Annotated in this window: 13 protein-coding genes and 1 pseudogene; 7 read left to right on the forward strand and 7 right to left on the reverse strand. The window is 72.3% G+C overall.

The features are described 5' to 3' along the window. Nucleotides 1-95: 95 nt before the first annotated feature. A complete protein-coding gene (locus tag ASD33_RS26335) occupies nucleotides 96-2219 on the reverse strand; it encodes a SpoIIE family protein phosphatase (RefSeq protein WP_056565443.1) in 2124 nt (707 codons plus the stop codon). A 169-nt stretch (nucleotides 2220-2388) separates the two neighbouring features. Here ASD33_RS26335 and aspS point away from each other — a divergent pair, with 169 nt between their 5' ends. The 3 genes and pseudogenes from aspS to ASD33_RS26350 all read left to right on the forward strand — a co-directional run bounded on the left by aspS (nucleotide 2389) and on the right by ASD33_RS26350 (nucleotide 5440). Beyond that, nucleotides 2389-4230 (forward strand): aspartate--tRNA ligase, encoded by a 1842-nt coding sequence (gene aspS, locus ASD33_RS26340; protein ID WP_056565446.1) that lies wholly within the window; start codon nucleotides 2389-2391, stop codon nucleotides 4228-4230. A gap of 26 nt (nucleotides 4231-4256) precedes the next feature. Beyond that, nucleotides 4257-4827, forward strand: a pseudogene (locus ASD33_RS34565) (transposase family protein). A gap of 79 nt (nucleotides 4828-4906) precedes the next feature. Further along, nucleotides 4907-5440: a GNAT family N-acetyltransferase gene (locus tag ASD33_RS26350; protein WP_056565452.1), complete on the forward strand. Its 534-nt coding sequence runs from the start codon at nucleotides 4907-4909 to the stop codon at nucleotides 5438-5440. 169 nt (nucleotides 5441-5609) lie between these two features. Here ASD33_RS26350 and ASD33_RS26355 read toward each other — a convergent pair whose 3' ends face one another. Next, the gene (locus ASD33_RS26355; protein ID WP_056565455.1) at nucleotides 5610-6479 is read right to left on the reverse strand and encodes a hypothetical protein; all 870 of its coding nucleotides are present in this window, start codon (nucleotides 6477-6479) and stop codon (nucleotides 5610-5612) included. A 434-nt stretch (nucleotides 6480-6913) separates the two neighbouring features. Here ASD33_RS26355 and ASD33_RS26360 point away from each other — a divergent pair, with 434 nt between their 5' ends. Continuing rightward, nucleotides 6914-7255 carry a DoxX family protein gene (locus tag ASD33_RS26360; RefSeq protein WP_056565736.1) on the forward strand — a complete coding sequence of 114 codons (342 nt, stop codon included), beginning with the start codon at nucleotides 6914-6916 and terminating at the stop codon, nucleotides 7253-7255. A 69-nt stretch (nucleotides 7256-7324) separates the two neighbouring features. Here the strand turns inward: ASD33_RS26360 and metG are convergent, their stop codons facing one another. Next, complete coding sequence (gene metG / locus ASD33_RS26365; RefSeq protein WP_056565458.1) at nucleotides 7325-8929, reverse strand: methionine--tRNA ligase; 1605 nt, start codon at nucleotides 8927-8929, stop codon at nucleotides 7325-7327. An 88-nt stretch (nucleotides 8930-9017) separates the two neighbouring features. Here metG and ASD33_RS26370 point away from each other — a divergent pair, with 88 nt between their 5' ends. Together ASD33_RS26370 and ASD33_RS26375 are read left to right on the forward strand one after the other, a co-directional pair. Further along, nucleotides 9018-9674: a response regulator transcription factor gene (locus tag ASD33_RS26370; RefSeq protein WP_056565461.1), complete on the forward strand. Its 657-nt coding sequence runs from the start codon at nucleotides 9018-9020 to the stop codon at nucleotides 9672-9674. Beyond that, nucleotides 9671-10816: an ATP-binding protein gene (locus ASD33_RS26375; RefSeq protein WP_056565462.1), complete on the forward strand. Its 1146-nt coding sequence runs from the start codon at nucleotides 9671-9673 to the stop codon at nucleotides 10814-10816. The genes ASD33_RS26370 and ASD33_RS26375 overlap by 4 nt, the downstream gene beginning before the upstream one ends. Here ASD33_RS26375 and ASD33_RS36565 read toward each other — a convergent pair. Then, nucleotides 10813-12075: a VWA domain-containing protein gene (locus ASD33_RS36565; protein ID WP_242427273.1), complete on the reverse strand. Its 1263-nt coding sequence runs from the start codon at nucleotides 12073-12075 to the stop codon at nucleotides 10813-10815. The two genes, ASD33_RS26375 and ASD33_RS36565, sit on opposite strands and share 4 nt — an antisense overlap. 886 nt (nucleotides 12076-12961) lie before the next feature. On the opposite strand from ASD33_RS36565, the gene ASD33_RS26385 reads away from it, so the two are divergent. Further along, the gene (locus ASD33_RS26385; protein ID WP_056565465.1) at nucleotides 12962-15040 is read left to right on the forward strand and encodes a PhoX family protein; all 2079 of its coding nucleotides are present in this window, start codon (nucleotides 12962-12964) and stop codon (nucleotides 15038-15040) included. A gap of 66 nt (nucleotides 15041-15106) precedes the next feature. Here the strand turns inward: ASD33_RS26385 and ASD33_RS26390 are convergent, their stop codons facing one another. The 3 genes from ASD33_RS26390 to ASD33_RS26400 all read right to left on the reverse strand — a co-directional run bounded on the left by ASD33_RS26390 (nucleotide 15107) and on the right by ASD33_RS26400 (nucleotide 19798). After that, nucleotides 15107-16096: a hypothetical protein gene (locus ASD33_RS26390; RefSeq protein WP_056565468.1), complete on the reverse strand. Its 990-nt coding sequence runs from the start codon at nucleotides 16094-16096 to the stop codon at nucleotides 15107-15109. Nucleotides 16097-16166: 70 nt separating this feature from the next. Continuing rightward, complete coding sequence (locus tag ASD33_RS26395) at nucleotides 16167-17642, reverse strand: APC family permease (protein WP_056565472.1); 1476 nt, start codon at nucleotides 17640-17642, stop codon at nucleotides 16167-16169. Nucleotides 17643-17836: 194 nt separating this feature from the next. Next, nucleotides 17837-19798, reverse strand: a complete 1962-nt coding sequence (locus ASD33_RS26400; RefSeq protein WP_056565475.1) for an FUSC family protein — start codon at nucleotides 19796-19798, stop codon at nucleotides 17837-17839. Nucleotides 19799-19838 lie beyond the last annotated feature (40 nt).

Raw genomic sequence — 19838 nt, forward strand, 5'->3', positions numbered from 1 at the left:
CGACACCAGTCTGCGCCGTACGGGTGAGGGCCGCGCGGGGAGCCGCGGGCGGGCGCGTGCCCCGGCCGAGCCGCCCGCCCCGCCGCCCGCCAGGGCTACCCGCAGCAGCCCCGTCCCGAATCCGGTTCGTTCAGTTCGAACCAGATCGCCTTGCCCTCGCCGCGCGGATCGACGCCCCACGCGTCCGCCAGCATCTCCATCAGGACGAGACCGCGCCCGCTCGACGCCATCTCGCCCGGGTGCCGCTTGTGCGGCAGTTCGTCGCTGCTGTCGGAGACCTCGACGCGCAGCCGCCGGGCCTTCTCCGCGCAGGCGACCTCCGCGACGAGGAGCGCGTCGCCGTCCGTGTGGACGAGGACGTTGGTGACCATCTCGGAGACCATGAGGACCGCCGAGTCGAGCTGGTCCCCGTCCCCCCAGTCGTGCAGCAGCTGCCGCACCTGCTCCCGCGCCTCGGCGATCCGCTCCGGCTCGGCCTGGGCGATCGTCATGAGGGTGCGGCGCGGGGCCTCCGGCAGCGCGCCCCCGGGGCGGCGGGAGAGCAGCAGGACGGCGATGTCGTCCTCGCGGCGGTCGGCGAGCGGCCCGGTCGTGTGGTGCGAGCCCGGCCCGTGGACGGCCTCGACGAGCCCGTCGGCGAGCTGCTCCAGGTCCTGGCCGTCATGGGACTCCAGGAGGGCCCGGACCCGCTCCCAGCCGCTGTCCAGGTCGTGCCCGCCGGTCTCCAGGAGGCCGTCGGTGCAGATCATCAGGGTCTCGCCGGGTTCGAGGGTGAGACGGGTGGTGGGGTAGTCGGTGTCGGGGTCGATACCGAGGGGCAGACCGCCGGCGGTGGGCCGCAGGAGAACCGTTCCGTCGTTCATCCGCACCGCCGGGTCCGGATGCCCGGCGCGGGCGATGTCGACCGTCCCGGTCTCCAGGTCGACCTCCAGGTAGAGGCAGGTCGCGAAGCGCGGACCGGCGTCGCCCTCGCCGTCGTCGTCGCCGTCGGTGATCCCGTAGAGGAAGCGGGAGGCGCGGGCGAGGACCGCGTCGGGCCGGTGCCCCTCGGAGGCGTACGCGCGCAGGGCGATCCGCAGCTGCCCCATCAGCCCCGCGGCCCGTACGTCGTGCCCCTGGACGTCCCCGATGACGAGCGCGATGCGGCCGGCGCCGTGCCCGCCGGTCCGGGAGGTGCCGCCGGGCAGCCGGATCATGTCGTACCAGTCGCCGCCGACCTGGAGCCCGCCGCCGGTCGGCACGTACCGGGCGGCCACCTGGATGCCGGGGATGCCGGGCCCGAGGACCGGCATCATCGTCCGCTGCAGGCCGAGCGACAGCTCGCGCTCGGACTCGGCCACGCCCGCGCGTGCGAGGGCCTGGGCGAGCATCCGGGCCACCGTGGTCAGGACCGACCGCTCGTCGGGCGTGAACGCCACCGGGTGCTTGAAGGCGGCCATCCAGGCGCCCATGGTCCGCCCGGCGACGACCAGCGGCACGAAGGCCCAGGAACGGCGCCCGAACCGCTGGGCGAGCGGCCAGGTCACCGGGAAGCGGCGCAGGTACTCCTCGGGCGTCGGGAGGTAGATCGCGCGGCCCGTGCGGGCGACCTCCGCCGCCGGGTAGTCCGTGTCCAGGGACATCGACGAGAAGGGTCCCTCGTCGCCCTCGCTGTGCCCGTGGTGGCCGATGACGGTCAGCCGGTCGCCCGCCACGCCGAAGACGGCGAGCCCGTCGGGCGAGAAACCGGGCATCGACAGCGAGGCCGCGACCCGCAGCACCTCGGCCGTCGACCGCGCCTCGGCGAGCGCCCGCCCCGCGTCGAGCAGGAACGCCTCGCGGGAGCGGCGCCAGTCACCGGTGACGGGGGTCCGGGCGGCGGTCCCCGGCTGCTGCTCGGCGACCTCCTGGAGGGTGCCGACCAGCAGGTAGTCGTTCCCCTCGATGAGCGGCTTCGACCTGCTCCGTACGGTACGGATCACCCGCCCGTGCTCGTCCATGATCCGCAGCCGGGCCTCGGCGAGGGTGCCCTCGGCGACGGCGAGGTTGACGACCCCGTCGATCTCGTTCCAGTCGACCGGGTGGAAACGGGACCGCGCGGCCGCCTCGCTGAGCTGGACGGGTTCGGCGGGCAGCCCGAGCAGCCGGGCGGCCTCGGCGTCGAGCGAGACGATCCCGGACGCGTTGTCCCAGCGCCACAGGCCGGTCGCGATCGCGGCCAGGACGTCCTCGGTGCGCATTGCCCCACTTTATGAATATCGGACACCAGATCGCCACTGAGAGTATTCGAAAAGCGATCTTGGCCCGGCCGGTACTCTGGGTGGGTCTGCCCTCGTGTCCTGTGACATCCGTGACAGGGGCCACAAGGCAGCCGCCGACCCCAAGATCCCGAAGACTGGATGAACGACGATGCATCGGTACAGGTCCCACACCTGCGGCGAGCTCCGCGCCTCTGACGTCGGCACCGACGTCCGGCTGAGCGGCTGGCTGCACAATCGGCGCGACCTGGGCGGCATCCTCTTCATCGATCTGCGCGACCACTACGGCATCACGCAGCTCGTCGCCCGCCCCGGTACCGCCGCCGCGGAGGTCCTCGACAAGCTGACGAAGGAGACCGTCGTCCGCGTCGACGGCAAGGTCGTCTCGCGTGGCGCGGACAACGTCAACCCCGAGCTGCCGACCGGCGAGATCGAGATCGAGGCCGCCGAGGTCGAGGTCCTGGGTGCCGCGAAGCAGATCCCCTTCACCATCAACACCGACGACGGTGTGAACGAGGAGCGGCGCCTGGAGTACCGCTTCCTCGACCTGCGCCGCGAGCGCATGCACCGCAACATCATGCTGCGCTCCGCCGTCATCGCCTCCATCCGCTCCAAGATGGTGGCCCTCGGCTTCAACGAGATGGCGACGCCGATCCTCGCCGCGACCTCCCCCGAGGGCGCCCGCGACTTCGTCGTCCCGTCCCGTCTGAACCCGGGCAAGTTCTACGCGCTGCCGCAGGCGCCGCAGCAGTTCAAGCAGCTGCTGATGATCTCCGGCTTCGACCGGTACTTCCAGATCGCGCCCTGCTTCCGCGACGAGGACGCCCGCGCGGACCGTTCGCCGGGCGAGTTCTACCAGCTCGACGTCGAGATGAGCTTCGTCGAGCAGGAGGACGTCTTCCAGCCGATCGAGAAGCTGATGACGGAGATCTTCGAGGAGTTCGGCAACGGACGCCACGTCACGTCGCCGTTCCCGCGGATCCCGTTCCGCGAGTCGATGCTGAAGTACGGCAACGACAAGCCGGACCTGCGCACCGCCCTCGAACTCGTCGACATCTCCGACGTCTTCGAGAACTCGGAGTTCAAGGCCTTCGCCGGCAAGCACGTCCGCGCGCTCGCCGTCCCGAACACGGGCGAGCAGCCGCGCAAGTTCTTCGACCAGCTGGGCGACTTCGCGGTCTCCCTCGGCGCGAAGGGCCTGGCCTGGGTCCGCGTCGGCGAGGTCCCCCACAGCCTTGACGGCGTGGGAGGTGCCCCCATCGCCCTGACCGGCCCGATCGCCAAGTTCCTCACCGAGGAGAACGTCAAGGTCCTGACCGAGCGCCTCGGTCTGGAGCCCGGCCACGCGATCTTCTTCGGCGCGGGCGAGTTCGACGAGGTCTCCAAGATCATGGGCCCGGTCCGGGTCGAGGCCGCCAAGCGTGCCGGCCAGTTCGAGGAGAACGTCTTCCGCTTCGCGTGGATCGTCGACTTCCCGATGTACGAGAAGGACGAGGAGACCGGCAAGATCGACTTCTCGCACAACCCCTTCTCGATGCCGCAGGGCGGCCTGGAGGCCCTGGAGACCCAGGACCCGCTGGACGTCCTCGGCTGGCAGTACGACATCGTCTGCAACGGCATCGAGCTGTCCTCGGGCGCGATCCGGAACCACGAGCCCGAGATCATGTTCAAGGCCTTCGAGATCGCGGGCTACTCGCGCGAGACGGTCGAGCACGAGTTCGCGGGCATGCTCCGCGCCTTCGAGTACGGCGCCCCGCCGCACGGCGGCATCGCCCCGGGCGTCGACCGCATCGTCATGCTCCTCGCGGACGAGCCCAACATCCGCGAGACGATCGCCTTCCCGCTCAACGGCAACGCCCAGGACCTCCTGATGGGCGCCCCGACGGAACTCGACGAGTCCCGCCTGCGCGAACTGAACATCCAGCTCCGCAAGCCGGTCGAGAAGAAGACGGTCGACATCACGGACGCGGTCCACCCGGACGCGGCACGCTAGTCGGCAGGACGCAGGAAGGGCCCGGAATCCACTCGGATTCCGGGCCCTTCGCGCTGGACCAGGGCGCCGCGCACCGGCGTCGGCTGGGCACCCGCTGGCGGCGCCTGCCCGCCCCACGTCAGGCCCTTCTGGTCCTCGCGCACTTGCGCTGCGGTGACACCTGCACCCGGCTGCTGCGGCGTTCGGCATCGGCCTGGCCACGGTCTACCGCTACATCCGCGAGGCCGTGGACTTCTGGCCCCGCGGCCCCACGCTCCGTCAGGCCATGGAGCGGGCGGAGGCCAAGGCACACGTGATTCTGGACGGCACCCTCCTGCCCATCGGCCGGATCGCCGGCGCCCGGCCGTTCTATTCCGGCAAGCACAAGAAGCACGGCATGAACGCCCAAGTCCTGGCCGACCCGTTCGGTCGGCTGCTGTGGGCGTCGGCCGCCCTGCCCGGCGCCGTGCACGCCTCATGGCCGCCCGTACCCACGGCATCATCGACGCCCTGGCCACCCTGAAGACTTGGCGCCTCCTGCGCAAACTTTGCTGCAGCACCACCCGCATCACCCACCTCGTGCAGGCAGTCCTCACCCTTCATCTCGAACCAGCCTGAAGCGGGAAGTGGCCCCGCAAGCGTGTGGGACGACGAATATCGCAGGACAACCCGAAGGACCACGCTGAACAATGCCCAGGTGGACTTCGTGATCGACACCCCCCGAGTGGAGGACGCCCCAGCCCTTGCCCACACCCTCCTGGCGGCCTGGCTACTGACCTACCCCAACCAGGACGCAGGGATCGACGAGGCATGGATCCGGGCGCAGCGCGGCGACGTGGTCACCGAAGAGGGCATCGCTCAGTGGCGGGAGTTCATCGAGGAGGCTGAGCGCCGGCCCGCACATCTCTTTTGCCGTGTCGTGCGCCAGGGGGACGAGATCATCGGCTTCCTGTGTGGGCGCCGCGACGAAGCGGTAAGTCTCGGACCGATGTACCTGCTGCCCCAGGCGCAAGGCCGAAGCATCGGACGCAACTTGATGACGGCATTCCTCACCTGGGCCAACGACGCACCCATCCGCCTGTGGGTTACTGCCTACAACGAGCGGGCCATCAACTTCTACCAGCACTACGGGTTCGAAGACACCGGCGAGCGGCACCTGTGGCGACACAAGCTGCCGAACCTCCGCATGGCCCGGACCTGCCCGCCGGAACAACGAGAAGACCAGCCCTGATCGGCTTCACTCCGGTCTGGCTGTGTCTGCCGGCGGATGGCCGTCGGGCCGGTGCGAACCCCGCTGGTGGGGCGGGACTTGGGCCGCCGGGCCCGGAGCCTCCGCCCCCGTGGCATCGCGTGCGGTTCGGGACGTCTTTGTCAGGTTGCCGGGGGGCGTGCCCCGGGGGTCAGCGGCGCCCCGCTCGGCAGGCTTCGCACTCGCCCGGTTCCGGGGCGCGGTAGGCGCGGTCGCAGGTGTCGCAGTTCTGGAGGGGGTGCCTCGTCCTCGGCTCCTGCGGGCGGAACGGCGGCAGGGGCGGGAGTTGGGCGTCCAGGCGGTGGGCCAGCAGGGCTGCCGGGCGGCGGAGGGGTTCGCGCGGGAGGTCGAAGGTCAGGACGCGGCGTACGGCGTCCGGAGTGAGCTCGCGTTCCAGCCAGCTGGCGACGCCGGGGGCGAGGTGCTCGGCCTCCGTGGCGGAGAGGTGCAGGCGGGGGTCCTCGCGGCGCAGGCCGGACAGGACGTCGAGGGCGGTGACGAGGAGGTCCGGCGTCGGGTACACGGGCTGCGGCACGGCGGGCAGAGCCTTGCGCTTCGGCGGCTCCGAGTCACGGACCGGCGGAATCGCCCGGCGGCCCAGAGGCCTCGGCCGGCTCTCCGGGGCCGCGTCGCCCGTCCGTCCCGGCCGGTTGCAGGAGACGGTACGGGTGACCATCCGCCCGCTCCCGGTGCGCTCACGCGTCCGGCGCAGGTAACCGTGGGTCTCCAGCTCGCGCAGCGCGGCGGCGATCCGCGTCGTGCCCTCGGGGAAGCGCTGCGCGAGGGCCTTGATGCCGACGGGAGCGCCGTTGGGCAACGACTGGATGTGCACGGCCAGTCCGATCGCCAGCAGCGACAACTCGGCGTGCTGGGCGAGGTGGTTGCCGATCACCGTGAAGCGGGTCGTGTGCCGGACGTTGTCGTGGACGACGCCTGCGGGGCGCTTGTGCGCGTGCGGGTGGTCTTCCGCGTCATTACGGGACGGGGCGGAGGTGCGCGCGCTAGTGTCGGAGGTACCCATGGGGGAAGTTGTTGCCTTCCTCGGTGGTCAGGCCCTCGCCAATGGGATGGCGTTCCCGGCGAGGGCTGACTCATGTCTGGCGGCATATGCCGATCGAGCTGAGCGTAAAGCAGGCAACCCCACCCGAATCCAACTCAGTTGGGTTCTTTCACCCGCATGAGTGACTGCCCGCCGTGGGGCGGGAGGGGTGGGGTTCGGTGGTGGTTCTTTCTCTCAGGTCATTGCTTGGAAAGACCGCCCGAATCACCGGATCCCGCACCCCTGAACTTCGGCGCCCGTGTCGTATCCGCTGGTCAGGGGCTCGGCAGAAAAAATCTCCCCGCAGCCGTCACACATCCCCTCCCCGCTCCGTCAGTGCGGTGTCCGGCTCGGTCGAGGCGGATACGGGAGAGGCTTGAGGAGCCGTTGCGATGTTCACCGAGATGTCCACCGAGATGTCCACCACCGCCGTCGTCGTCACCGCCGTCGCCGCGTTCATGGCCGGGTTCTCCGCCGCGGCGATCTTCTTCCGGGCCGCGTTCGTCGTCGAGCCCCTCGCCCAGTACGGCGTGCCCGAGTCGTGGTGGAACCTGCTCGGGGCCGCCAAGGCCGCCGGGGCCCTCGGGCTGATCGTCGGGTTCTACGTGCCCGTCATCGGGACCCTCGCCGCCATCGGGCTCATCCTGTACTTCGCCGGGGCCGTGATCACCATCCTCCGCGCCCGCTCGTACGGCCACGTGCCCTTCCCGCTGGTCTACATGGCGCCCGCCGTCGCCGCCCTCGCGCTGACCTGGTGACGGGTACGCGAAAGGCCGCCACCCCCGGAGTGCCCGGGGTGGCGGCCTTCGTCGTACGACCTGCGTACGTCAGTCCTTCTTCTCCTCCAGGCGCGGGAACAGCACCGCGCCCTTCGTCACCGTCGCGCCGGCCGGGAGTTGGCCCCACGTCGCCGACGACTGGACCGGCTGGGCCGCCAGGGCGCCCAGGGACGGCTCGGCGCCCAGGGACTCCCAGAGGGCCTGCGAGGTCTCCGGCATGATCGGGTTCAGCAGGACCGCGACCGCGCGGAGCGACTCGGCGGCCGTGTAGAGGATCGTCGCCAGGCGGGCCTTGCCCTCCGGGGACTCGTCCTTGGCCACCTTCCACGGCTCCTGCTCCGTGATGTAGCCGTTGACCTGCTTCACGAAGTCGAAGATCGCCAGGATGCCGGCCTGGAAGTCCAGCTCCTCGCCGATCTTCGCGTCGGCCGTCGCGACGGCCTTGGCCAGGCCGTCCTGGATCGCCTTCTCCGCGTCGCCGTCGGCCGCCGAGGCCGGCAGTTCGCCGCCGAAGTACTTGCCGACCATGGCCGCCACGCGCGAGGCGAGGTTGCCGTAGTCGTTCGCCAGCTCGGACGTGTAGCGGGCGGAGAAGTCCTCCCACGAGAACGAACCGTCCTGGCCGAAGGCGATGGCCCGCAAGAAGTACCAGCGGTACGCGTCCACGCCGAAGTGCGAGGTCAGGTCCTGCGGCTTGATGCCGGTCAGGTTCGACTTCGACATCTTCTCGCCGCCGACCATCAGCCAGCCGTTGGCCGCGACCCGGCCGGGGATCGGCAGGCCCTGCGCCATCAGCATCGCCGGCCAGATCACCGCGTGGAACCGCAGGATGTCCTTGCCGATGAGGTGCACGTCCGCCGGGAAGGTCGCGTCGAACTTCTCCGGGTTCTCGTTGTAGCCGACGGCCGTCGCGTAGTTCAGCAGCGCGTCGATCCACACGTAGATGACGTGCTTCTCGTCCCACGGCACCGGGATGCCCCAGTCGAAGGTCGAGCGGGAGATCGAGAGGTCCTCAAGGCCCTGCTTGACGAAGTTCACGACCTCGTTGCGGGCCGACTCCGGCTGGATGAAGCCCGGGTTCGCCTCGTAGAACTCCAGCAGCTTCGGGCCGTACGTGCTCAGCTTGAAGAAGTAGTTCTCCTCCTTGAGGATCTCCACCGGCCTCTTGTGGACGGCGCACAGCTTCGTGCCGTCCTCCGCCTCGATGAGGTCGCCGGGGAGCTTGAACTCCTCACAGCCCACGCAGTACGGGCCCTCGTAGCCGCCCTTGTAGATCTCGTCCTTGTCGTACAGGTCCTGCACGAACTCCTGGACGCGGTCCGTGTGGCGCTTCTGCGTCGTACGGATGAAGTCGTCGTTCGCGATGTTCAGGTGCTCCCAGAGGGGCTTCCACGCCTCTTCCACGAGCTTGTCGCACCAGGCCTGGGGCGTGACGTCGTTCGCCTCGGCCGTACGCATGATCTTCTGACCGTGCTCGTCCGTGCCGGTGAGGTACCACACCTTCTCGCCGCGCTGACGGTGCCAGCGCGTGAGCACGTCGCCTGCGACGGTCGTGTAGGCGTGGCCCAGGTGAGGAGCGTCGTTGACGTAGTAAATGGGGGTCGTGACGTAGAACGCCTTCGCCCCCTGCTTCTCGGATCCAGTGGCCGCCATGGTCGAAATCCTAACCGTCGTACGAAGATCCACTCACATCGATAAACCCCGGGGCCGGCGGCGGGGACCGGGTGGGGAGGATGGACCCATGCGCGTACTCGTAGCCGAGGACGAGCGGGACCTCGCCGCGCTCGTCGCCACCGGCCTGCGGCGGGCCGGATTCGCCGTCGACGTCGTCCACGCCGGCGACGACGCCCTGGACGCGGCGGGGCTGTGCCCGTACGACGTCCTCGTCCTCGACCGCGACCTGCCGCGCGTCCACGGCGACGACGTCGCCCGCCGGCTCGTCGCCGCCGGATCCCGTACGCGGATCCTCATGCTGACCGCCGCCACCTCCGTCGAGGACCGGGTCGACGGCCTCGACCTCGGCGCCGACGACTACCTCGGCAAGCCCTTCGAGTTCCCCGAGCTGGTCTCCCGCGTCCGGGCCCTGCGCCGCCGCTCCGCCCGCCCGCCGCTGCCCCCGCTCCTGGAGCGGTACGGGCTCCGCGTGGACACCGTCCGGCGGACCGCCACCCGCGACGGGCGGGACCTCGGCCTCTCCCCTAAGGAGTTCTCCGTCCTCCAGATCCTCCTGGAGGCCGAGGGGGCGCTCGTCTCCGCCGAGACCCTCCTCGACCGCGCCTGGGACGCCCACACCGACCCCTTCACCGGCGCCGTCCGCGTCTGCATGAGCAAACTGAGGACGAAGGTCGGCGAGCCGGCGCTGATCAGGACCGTGCAGGGCGTGGGGTACCAGCTGTGACGGGCGACCAGGGATATCTGGGCTCCGGGTCCACCATCCGTACGCGGATCGCGCTCGTCTACGGCGGTGTCTTCCTCGTCCTCGGCACGGTGCTGCTGCTCGTGGTGAACCTGCTGGTCCTCGCCGGGACGGACGACGAGACCGAGGCGATCGTCGCGCGCGCGAACGGGACGGCGGGCGGAATGACAGGCGCGTCGGGGGGCGGGTCGGGGGGCGGTGTCGCCTTCGTCGGGGCGTCCGCGCTCGGCGACGACATCAGCCGGGCCGCCGGCGAGCAGATGCTCATGTGGTCCGGGCTCGCGCTGCTCGTCATGGCCTGCTGCGCCGTCGTCGTCGGCTGGTGGACCGCCGGGCGGGTGCTGCGGCCCGTCCACGAGATGACCGCCCGCGCCCGCCGCCTCTCCGAGCGCACCCTGCACGACCGGATCGCCGTCCGCGGGCCCGACGACGAGCTCAAGGAACTCGGCGACACCATCGACGCGCTCCTCGGCCGCCTGGAGACCGCCTTCGACAGCCAGCGCCGCTTCATCGCCAACGCCTCCCACGAGCTGCGGACCCCGCTCGCCACCCAGCGCGCCGCGATCCAGGTCGGCCTCGACGAGGACTGCGGCGTACGGCAGGTGCTCCTCGACGCCAACCGCCGCAGCGAACGCCTCATCGACGGGCTGCTGCTCCTCGCCCGCAGCGAGCGGGGGCTCGCGGAGCGGGACGACGTACGGCTGGGGGAGGTCGTCACGGAGGAGTACGCGGACGCGTGCGTGAGCGACGGCGGCGGGGTCGTCCGGGGGAGCCGGGTGCTGCTCGGGCAGCTCGTACGGAACCTCGTCGCGAACGCCGTCGCGTACAACGTGCCCGGCGGAACCGTCGACGTACGGGTCGAGGGCGGGGTGCTGACCGTGGCCAACACCGGGCCGGTCGTCCCCGCCGACCAGGTCGAGGCGCTCTTCGAGCCCTTCCGGCGGGGCGAGGGCCGGGACCGCACGGGGCCCGGCGCGGGGCTCGGGCTCTCCATCGTGCGGTCGATCGCCGTCGCGCACGGCGGCGGGGTACGGGCCGTGGCGCGCGGCGCGGAGGAGGGCGGCGGGCTGGCGGTGACGGTGACCCTGCCGGTCACCGCCACCGCGCCCGGTTCCCGCTCCTAGAGCTCCAGGCCCGCGAGCAGGCCGCGGTAGAACGCGGCGTGCGCGGTCTCCACGGGGGTCGCGCCCGCGAAGTACGTGCCGGTACGCGGGGTGCCGTCGAGCTTCCGGACGAAGTCGAAGGCCTTGTTGTCCTCCTCGCCCCAGGCCACGAAACGCCAGTGCAGCGGGCGGTCGGCGGCCTCGGCCAGGGCCTGCGTGGCCGCCGTCTTCGACTCCGGCGCGCCGTCCGTCTGGAACACGACCAGTGCGGGGCGGGACGGGTCCGCCTTCTCGTGGTGGGCGAGGACCTCCTCCACGGCGCGGTGGTAGTTGGTGCGGCCCAGCCGGCCGAGGGTGGCGTTGACCTCCTCGACGTGGGTGGGCGTGAGGGTGGCCGGGGTCAGCTCGACCGTGCCGTCGATGTCCGTGGAGAAGAACACGGTCGTGACGGTGGCGGCCTCGTCGAGGTGCGCCGCGAGCGCGGTGACCTGCTCGGCGAGCCGCTGCACGGAGCCGTCCTTGAAGTACCCGCGCATCGACCCGGAACGGTCGACGACCAGGTACACGGCCGCCCGGCTCCCGCCCAGCCCCTGCTTCTTGAGCTGCGCGCCGGCGGCGTTGTAGGCGTCGGCGAGGTGGGGGGCGAGCGACTTGAGGCGGGGGAGGGGGAGAGCGGGGGTGTCGGATGCGGGCTCGGCGTGGGCCTCGGCGGCCGGCGGCTCGGGCTGTGCGTCGGCCTGCGGCTCGGACTCCGGCTGGGCTTCGGCCTCGGGCTGCGCTGCGGCCTCCGGCTCGGTGGCGGGCTCCGGCTGCGCTTCGGCCTCCGGCTCCTCCGGGGCTTCGGCGGTCTGCGGCTCCGGCTCGGTGGCGGCGACCGTCTCGGCCTCCTCCGGCTGCGGGGCCGCCTCGGTGGCCTGCGCCTCCGGCTCGGCCTTGACCTCCGGCTCGGCCTTGACCTCGGCCTCGGGCTCCGCCGTGACGGCGGCGGGGGCGATGTCCTGCTCCTCCGGAGCGGCTTCGGCCTCGGGTGCGTCCGTCTGCGGCGTCACCGTCGTGTCGGCGGCCTTGGCGGCGGGCTCCGCCGCCTCCTCCTGCTCCTCCGGAGCGAGTTCGGACGCGGGCGCGTCCGCTTCAGCGGCCGTCGTGGTCTCCGCCGTCGCGGCGACCTCCTCGGCGGCGTCCGTGGCCTCGTCCACCGGCTCCTCGGCGGCCTCGGGCTCGACGGCCGTCTCCTTCGCGGCGGCCTCGGCCTCCGGCGCCTCCTCGGGTGCCTCGGCCACCGGCTCCGCCGCATCCGCGACCGGCGTCTCCGCCGGCTCCGTGACCGACGGCTCCGACGGCGCGGCAGCCTCAGCAACAACCTCCGCCTCGACGGCAACCTCGGCCTCAGCGGCAGGCGTCTCCGCCTCCGCAGCGACAACCTCAGCCTCAGGCGTCTCCGCCTCAGCGGTGACAACCTCCGCCTCAGCCACCGCCGCAGGCGTCTCCGCCTCCGCAGCGACAACCTCAGCCTCAGGCGTCTCCGCCTCAGCGGTGACAACCTCCGCCTCAGCCCCAGCCGTCCCCGCCTCCGCAGCGACAACCTCGGCCTCAGCCGCAGGCGTCTCCGCCTCCGCAGTGACAACCTCAGCCTTAGGCGTCTCCGCCTCCGCAGCCACAACCTCCGCCCCAGCCCCAGCCGCAGGCGCCTCCGCAGGCGTCACCGCTCCCGCCCGTGCCCTCGGGATCTGGGGGTTGTCGAACGACGCCGCCACCAGGTCGTCCGCCGCGCGGCGGGCCGCCGCTTCCGGGGCCTCCGGGGTGTCGGGGGACGTGGACGTGGTCTCACGCGTCTGGGACGGGACGGAGGTCGCCGGGGAGTCCTCGCGGTCCCGGCCGAACACCTTGCGCAGCATGCTCCGAATACCCATGAGCGAACCCTTTCGCATGAGTGGGGTGCGTGTGAATGTCCGTACTGGGCGTTTCGGGAATTTCATCCCTGGCCAGGGCGGACACGTAAGGTTAGCGGCCACACCCTCCCTCCCCGGTGACCCGGTCGCCCCCGGATGCCGTGCATTCATTCGGCGTTCACTCCTCGGCCGTCCCCGTGCAGACGTGCGCACATAGCGTCGCGGCCGAAGCCATCCCGACACCATGTCGGCGCAGTGTGCGCCGGAGGAGGACGAAGTGCGCAAACTGCTGCCGCTGCTGAGCACGAACCCCCACGGAGGCGGCCGTTCCGCTCTCACCTGCCGCTACCGCTGCGGTGACGCCTGCTTCCACGAGGTGCCCAACACCAGCGACAACGAGTACGTCGGCGACGTCATAGCCGGTGTCCTCTCGCGCCGTTCCGCCCTCCGCGCCGCCGCCGTCGTGACGGTCGCCTCCGCCGCAGGCGGGGCCCTCACCCTCGGCAACGCCCCCGCCGCCGAGGCCCACTCCCCGAAGCCCGGCCACGGCAACGGCCACGGCAACGGAAAGGCCGACGGCGCCCGCGGCCTCCGCTTCGCCCCCGTCGCGCCCAACACCGCCGACCGGGTCACCGTCCCCGCCGGCTACTCCCAGAACGTGGTCATCCGCTGGGGCGAGCCCATCCTCCGCGGTGCCCCCGCCTTCGACTCCGAGAAGCAGTCGGCGAAGGCCCAGGCCGGCCAGTTCGGTTACAACAACGACTTCCTCTCCCTGCTGCCGCTGCGCGGGGAGCACGGCCGTCAGGTGCTCGTCGCCAACCACGAGTACACCGACGAGGTCCTGATGTTCCGCGGCTACGACGCCGCCAACCCGACCCGCGAGCAGGTCGAGGTCGCCTGGGCCGCGCACGGCCTCTCGGTCGTCGTCGTCCAGGAGGAGCGCCGTACGGGCAAGCTCACGCCCGTCACCCGCCACCACCTCAACCGCCGTCTGCACACGACGAGCGAGTTCGAGGTCACCGGACCGGCCGCGGGCAGCGCCCTGCTGAGGACCTCCGCCGACCCCGAGGGCCGTACCGTCCTCGGCACGCTCAACAACTGCGCCGGCGGCACCACCCCGTGGGGCACCACCCTCCACGGCGAGGAGAACTTCAACCAGTACTTCGCCAACGGCTCCAGCGCCACCGACAAGCGCTACGGCATCGGCACCGGCGCCACCGAGCGCAAGTGGGAGCGGTTCGACAGGCGCTTCGACCTCAAGCAGGAGCCCAACGAGGCCCACCGCTTCGGCTGGGTCGTCGAGCTCGACCCGTACGACCCCGACTCCACCCCCCGCAAGCGCACCGCGCTCGGCCGCTTCAAGCACGAGGCCGCGCAGCCCCGTCTCACCGAGGACGGCCGTCCGGTCGTCTACATGGGCGACGACGAGCGCTTCGACTACTTCTACAAGTTCGTGTCGAGCAAGCGGATGAAGAAGGGCGGCTCGCGGTCCGCCCACGAGCACAACCTCACGCTGCTCGACGAGGGCACGCTGTACGTCGCCAAGCTCACCGGCGACTCCCCCGCCGCCGAGATCGACGGCACCGGCAAGCTCCCGGGCGACGGCGAGTTCGACGGCTCCGGCGTGTGGCTCCCGCTCGCCACCGCCGGCCCCGACGGCGCCGTCTCGCACGTCCCCGGCATGACCGCCGAGGAGGTGTACGTCTTCACCCGCCTCGCCGGTGACAAGGTCGGCGCCACGAAGATGGACCGCCCCGAGGACGTCGAGCCGAGCCCCCGCACGGGCCGCGTCTACGTCGCGCTCACCAACAACTCCGACCGCGGCAAGGCCGGCAAGGCCCCCGCGGACGAGGCCAACCCGCGCAACCTCAACAAGCACGGGCAGATCCTCGAACTGGCCGAGCACTGGGACGACCCGTCCTCCGACGGCTTCGCCTGGCGCCTCTTCCTCGTCGCGGGCGACCCGAACGACCCGGCCACGTACTTCGCCGGCTTCCCCAAGGAGAAGGTCTCCCCGATCTCCTGCCCGGACAACGTGGCCTTCGACCCGCACGGCAACCTGTGGATCTCCACGGACGGCAACCAGCTCGGCTCGCACGACGGCCTGTTCGGCGTCGCCACCCGCGGCGAGCGGCGCGGTGAGCTGAAGCAGTTCCTGACCGTCCCGACGGGCGCCGAGACCTGCGGCCCGATCGTCCAGGACCGCCGCGTCCTGGTCGCCGTGCAGCACCCGGGCGAGATCGACGGCGCCTCCGTCGAGAAGCCCGCCTCGGTCTGGCCCGACGGACCCGGCAGGATCGTCCGCCCGTCGGTCGTCGCCGTCTGGCGCACGGACGGCGAGGACATCGGCGTCTGATCCGGGCGCGGGCCCGGGGGCGGAGAGCCTCACTCCACCCCCGGGCCCCAGCCGTGACCCCGGGCCTCACTCCACCCCCAGGCCCTCCCTGAACCGTACGAACTGCTCCTCCGGGTCCCCCGTGTACGCCCACGGCACCCACGCCGCCCGGGTGCCCAGCATCCCGAGCAGCTCCCGCGCGATCTCCACCTGGCCCGCGTAGCACGCCGCGTGCGCCAGGAAGTTGAGGTCCCCGACCTCCTCCGGCGCCACCGGGCTCCCGGGCTCCCGGCCGCCGATCCACCGCGCGTGGGTGCGCCGCAGCTCCGTCACCGCCAGCTCGTGCTTCCAGTGCTGGTCGAAGCCCCGCACCGGGCCGCGCCCGAGCGCCCCGTCCGCGATGTACCGGTACTCCTCCACCCGCGCCACCTGCACGAGCACCGGCAGCGAGGAACCGGGCGGCGCCACGCCCGCCGCGTCGCGGGCGAAGTCGTACATGCTGCCGTGCGTGCCGTGCCACCGCGCCGACCAGTAGCGCAGCACCTGGATGTGGCCCTCGGTGTTGTACGGGTCCCGGCGGCGCAACTCGTCGAACCAGTGCCGCAGTTCCCGGCGCGCCACGCCGCCCTCGTACAGCCGCGCCACCGAGAGCAGCGACACCCACGGCATCGGGTCGGCGGGTGCCGCCTCCGCCGCGCCCCGGCAGGCGTCGACGGCGGCGTCGATCCGGCCCCGGTCGATCGCCGCGCCCCGGCCGGCCGCGATGGCCGCGTCGAAGACGCGTACCACCTCGGTCGCCGCCCGCAGCACGGCCGCGTCGGGGTTGCGGGGTTCGGCGGCCCGCCAGGTCTCGACGGTGGAACTGCCCGCGGCGGCGTGCGAGAGGAGCCGCAGCCGGTGGGTGCGGCGCGCCCAGTCCTCCCCGGTGGCGGCGAGCAGGTCCCGTACGCCCTGCCAGCGGCCGATGACGATGTCGTGGCGGGCGTCGGTCAGCGCGCGGTCCCCGAAGTCCGGGTCGAAGTCGGGCGCGAAGCGCTCCGGACGCGCCGGGCGCGTGGAGCGGCGGCGTACGGCCATCGGGGGCCTCCTTCGGTGTCGGCTGCCGTCAGAAGTCGGTTCGCGCTGTCCGCGCCTGGGGTTCGGGGCGTCAGAAGTCCGTCGCGTAGCTCTTGTCGCGCGTCGCCGCACGCGTGCGCGTGGCCGGGCCCGAGCCCTCCGCCGCGGCCATCGCGGCGATCGCGTCCAGCCGGGCCGGGCGGTAGTAGTCGCTGCCCTTGCGCCAGTACACGAGGAGCGGGACGACTCCGGCGAGCAGGCCGCCGAGGCCGATGGTGAGGGCGGTCGTGGAGAGTTCGCCGAGGGATTCGACGAAGGCCCAGAGCATGAACGCGGAGCCGAGCAGCGGCCAGACGCCGCCGAGCAGCAGGTTCCGTACGGAGCGGAAGAGGACCGCCTTGTACGCGACGACGGCGGCGATGCCGGCGAGGCCGTAGTAGAAGGCGATCTGGAGTCCGATCGCGGAGACGGCGTCGCGGAGGAGCTGCTGCACGGACCCGGCGGCCGCGGCGGCCGCGAACATGAGGAGGGCGGCGGCGCCGACGGCGACGACGGCGACCCAGGGGGTGTTCCAGCGGCGGTGCACCCGGCCGAGCGCGGCGGGCAGGGTCCGGTCGCGGCCCATCGCGAAGAGCGAGCGGGTGACCTGGAGGAGGGTGGTCTCCAGGGTGGCGACGGTGGACAGGACGACGGCGACGACGAGGAGTTTCCCGCCGACGCCGGGCCAGATCTCCTGGCCGAGGACGGCGAGGACGTTGGGTCCGGCGGTACGGATCTCCTCGGCGGTGAGCAGGACGTTCACGGCGACGGTGAAGGCCTCGAAGAGGAGGAACACGAAGCCGACGCCGATGAGCGCGGCGAGCCCGGCGGTGCGCCGGCTGTCGCGGGTCTCCTCGCTGAGGTTGCTGGTGACGTCCCAGCCCCAGTAGTAGAAGGCGGCGATGAGGGCCCCGGCGGCGAAGCCCTGGGAGCCGTCGAAGCCGCCGATCCCGAACCAGGACCAGTCGAAGGCGGTGGCCCGGCCCCGGTGGGCGACGGCGGCGAGGACGAAGCCGACGAGGATCAGCATCTCGGCGCCCGACATGATCAGTTGGGCCCGGACGGTGAGCCGGGCGCCGCCCAGGACGACCAGCAGCATCATCAGGAACCAGCCGGCGCCGACGGCCGCCGCGAGCGGGGTGTTCTCCGCGAGGTGCGGGTCGATCAGGGAGAGCGTGAGCGATCCGGCGGGCAGCGAGCCGGCCACCATGAAGACGGTGGCGGCGCAGACCAGCGCCCAGCCGGAGAGGAAGCCGAGGAAGGGGTGGAGGGTGCGGCCCACCCAGGAGTAGCCGGCGCCCGCGTTGACGTCGATCCGCCCGAGGCGGGCGTAGGCGAGGACGATGCCGAGCATCGGTATCGCGCAGTAGAGCAGGGCGGCGGGCCCCGCGAGGCCGACGGCGCCGAAGAGGACGGCGGTGGTCGCGGCGAGCGAGTAGGCGGGCGCGCTGCCGGCGACGGCCATGACGATCGTGTCGAAGGTGCCGAGGACATTGGGCTGGAGCCCTCTGTTCGTCGTGGTGCGCATGGCGGGTCCTCGGGGCGCGGGGGTGAGGCAGGGCGAAGTGGCCCGTCCGCCGGGCCGGTTGCCGGCGGCGGCGGGCGCGGATCACGGTGAATCGAGCGCATCGTAGTCGCCCCGGTGGGCTGCGGTAACGGCGGTGGGGAGGGTTCCGTTCCGTGACCGCCGGTAAGTCCTCCCGTACGCCCCCCGGGGCAGGTTTACCGCAGGTCGGGACCGGCGATGGCGCGGGCCGCGCGGACCTCCTGACGGAGTGGCGCGAGGACTCCGTTCTCGTCGCCGGGCAGCTCGGTGCGGACCTCCACGAGGGTGTCGGTGCCCCGGAGTCCGTCGGCGAGTTCGCGCAGTTCCCGCTCGACGTCGGCGACCTCGGCGGGGTCGGGTGCGGGGGCGCCGTGGTTGACGCGGATGCGGGCGGCGGTGGTGGCGTCCACGATCCGTTCGACGGCGACGACCAGCGGCCACCAGGCTGCGGCGCGGGGGCCGGTGGGCGGGGGTTCGGTCAGGGCGCGCTGGAACTCGGAGCGGACGGTGGACAGGTCCCGGTAGAGCTTCCGCCGGGCCCGGAGCCGTCCGCCCTGGTCGGTGGGGTCTCCGGCGAAGGCCCGGCTCACATAGGCGGCGGTGTCGGCGACGGCGTCCGCGAGCCGGTCCCCGACGCGGGAGTGCCAGGACTCGGGCCAGAGCAGGTAGCCGGCGACCAGCGCGATGCCGCAGCCGATGAGGGAGTCGTACAGGCGGGGCATGACCAGGTCGAAGCCCTGCTGGTTGAGGGTGTCGGAGAGCAGCAGGATGACGGGGGTGATGGCCGCCGTCTGGAAGGCGTACCCCTTGGCGGAGAAGGCCGGGATGAGGGCGGCGAGCACGCACATCACGGGCACGTCCCACCACCCGCGCGGGACCTCGGCGAGGACCAGGGCGGCGAGGAGGAGCCCGGCTGCGGTGCCGAGGGCGCGGAGCACGGCCCTGGAGAAGACCGAGCCGAAGTCGGGCTTCATGACGAAGGTGACGGTGAGCGCGACCCAGTAGGAGCGGGGCACGGCGATCAGCGAGACCAGTGCCTGGGCGAGTCCGACGCAGAGGGCGAGGCGGAGCCCGTACCGCCAGGAGGCCTCGGAGAACAGGACGGCGCGGGAGGTCCGGCGGACCCGGACGCGCAGCGCGGCGGGGCGGCCGAGCCGGTCGTCGACGTTGTAAGGATCGGGTTCGGGTTTGTGGACGACGGCGGCGGCGTGCCGCAGGGCGTGGTCGACGGCCTTCTCGGCGGGCCGCTCGGGGGTCGGCAGCTCCAGCACGGGGTCCCCGGTGCGGCCCTCCTCGACGGCGTCGGCGAGCTCCCGCACGGCCGCCGCGACCGAGGGCGGCAGCGGCCCGTAGAGCTGGGCGCGCAGCTGGGCGGCGGGGGCGGCCTCGACGAGCGGGATGACGACGTTGAGCTGGGCGAGCAGCCGGACGAGGGTGGGGGCGCGGCCGTGCTGGCGGGCGCGGCGGGCGAGGACGAGGTCGTAGGACTGGTTGAGCGAGGCGGTGACGGCGTGCCGTTTCTCGTCGTACTCGGCGGTCCCGGTGGCCTCGTACAGCTCGGCGACGGCCCGGTAGGTGGCGGCGACGGCGGCGCGTTCGGGGGCGGCGCGGCGCAGCGGCCAGCCGAGCAGGGTGAGGACGAGGACGAAGAGCCCGCCGAGGGTGAGGAGCAGGGGCGCCTTCCACCAGGGGTCGGGCATGGGGAGTCCGGCGCCGACGACGGCGTTGAGGAGCAGGAGCAGCCCGGAGACGGAGGCGACGGCGCCGATCGAGGAGATCATCCCGGAGACGAGCGCGACGAGGGTGAGGGCGCCGACGGCGAGCCAGCCGTGGCCGAAGACGAGGGTGCCGAGGGTGACGCCGACGGCGCCGAAGAGCTGCGGGACGGCGATGTTGAAGATCCGCATCCGGTAGGCGTCGGCGGTGTCGCCGATGACTCCGGAGAGGGCGCCCATGGAGACGAGGGCGCCGTAGGCGGGCTGCCCGGCGGCGAGTCCGACGGCGAGCGGCACGGACAGGGCGACGGACGCGCGCAGGACGGCGGCCCAGGGGATCGGCGAGGGCGCCGGCCGGAGCCCGGCGGTCAGCCAGGCGGGCGGATTGAGCCGAACGGTACCGGGGCCTGCGGGTCGATCCATGTGCCTAACGTACTGGCCGGGGCAGGGGGGTGGCGGGGCG

It is taken from the genome of Streptomyces sp. Root1304 (assembly GCF_001426405.1).
GTDB lineage: Bacteria > Actinomycetota > Actinomycetes > Streptomycetales > Streptomycetaceae > Streptomyces.

Excerpts from the sequence above, each read along its gene's own strand:
- ASD33_RS26335 (WP_056565443.1), bottom strand. The coding sequence starts at position 2,219 with ATGCGCACCGAGGACGTCCTGGCCGCGATCGCGACCGGCCTGTGGCGC.
- ASD33_RS26360 (WP_056565736.1), top strand. The coding sequence starts at position 6,914 with ATGTCCACCACCGCCGTCGTCGTCACCGCCGTCGCCGCGTTCATGGCC.
- ASD33_RS26390 (WP_056565468.1), bottom strand. The coding sequence starts at position 16,096 with ATGGCCGTACGCCGCCGCTCCACGCGCCCGGCGCGTCCGGAGCGCTTC.
- ASD33_RS26370 (WP_056565461.1), top strand. The coding sequence starts at position 9,018 with ATGCGCGTACTCGTAGCCGAGGACGAGCGGGACCTCGCCGCGCTCGTC.
- aspS (WP_056565446.1), top strand. The coding sequence starts at position 2,389 with ATGCATCGGTACAGGTCCCACACCTGCGGCGAGCTCCGCGCCTCTGAC.
- ASD33_RS26395 (WP_056565472.1), bottom strand. The coding sequence starts at position 17,642 with ATGCGCACCACGACGAACAGAGGGCTCCAGCCCAATGTCCTCGGCACC.
- ASD33_RS26355 (WP_056565455.1), bottom strand. The coding sequence starts at position 6,479 with ATGGGTACCTCCGACACTAGCGCGCGCACCTCCGCCCCGTCCCGTAAT.
- ASD33_RS26400 (WP_056565475.1), bottom strand. The coding sequence starts at position 19,798 with ATGGATCGACCCGCAGGCCCCGGTACCGTTCGGCTCAATCCGCCCGCC.
- metG (WP_056565458.1), bottom strand. The coding sequence starts at position 8,929 with ATGGCGGCCACTGGATCCGAGAAGCAGGGGGCGAAGGCGTTCTACGTC.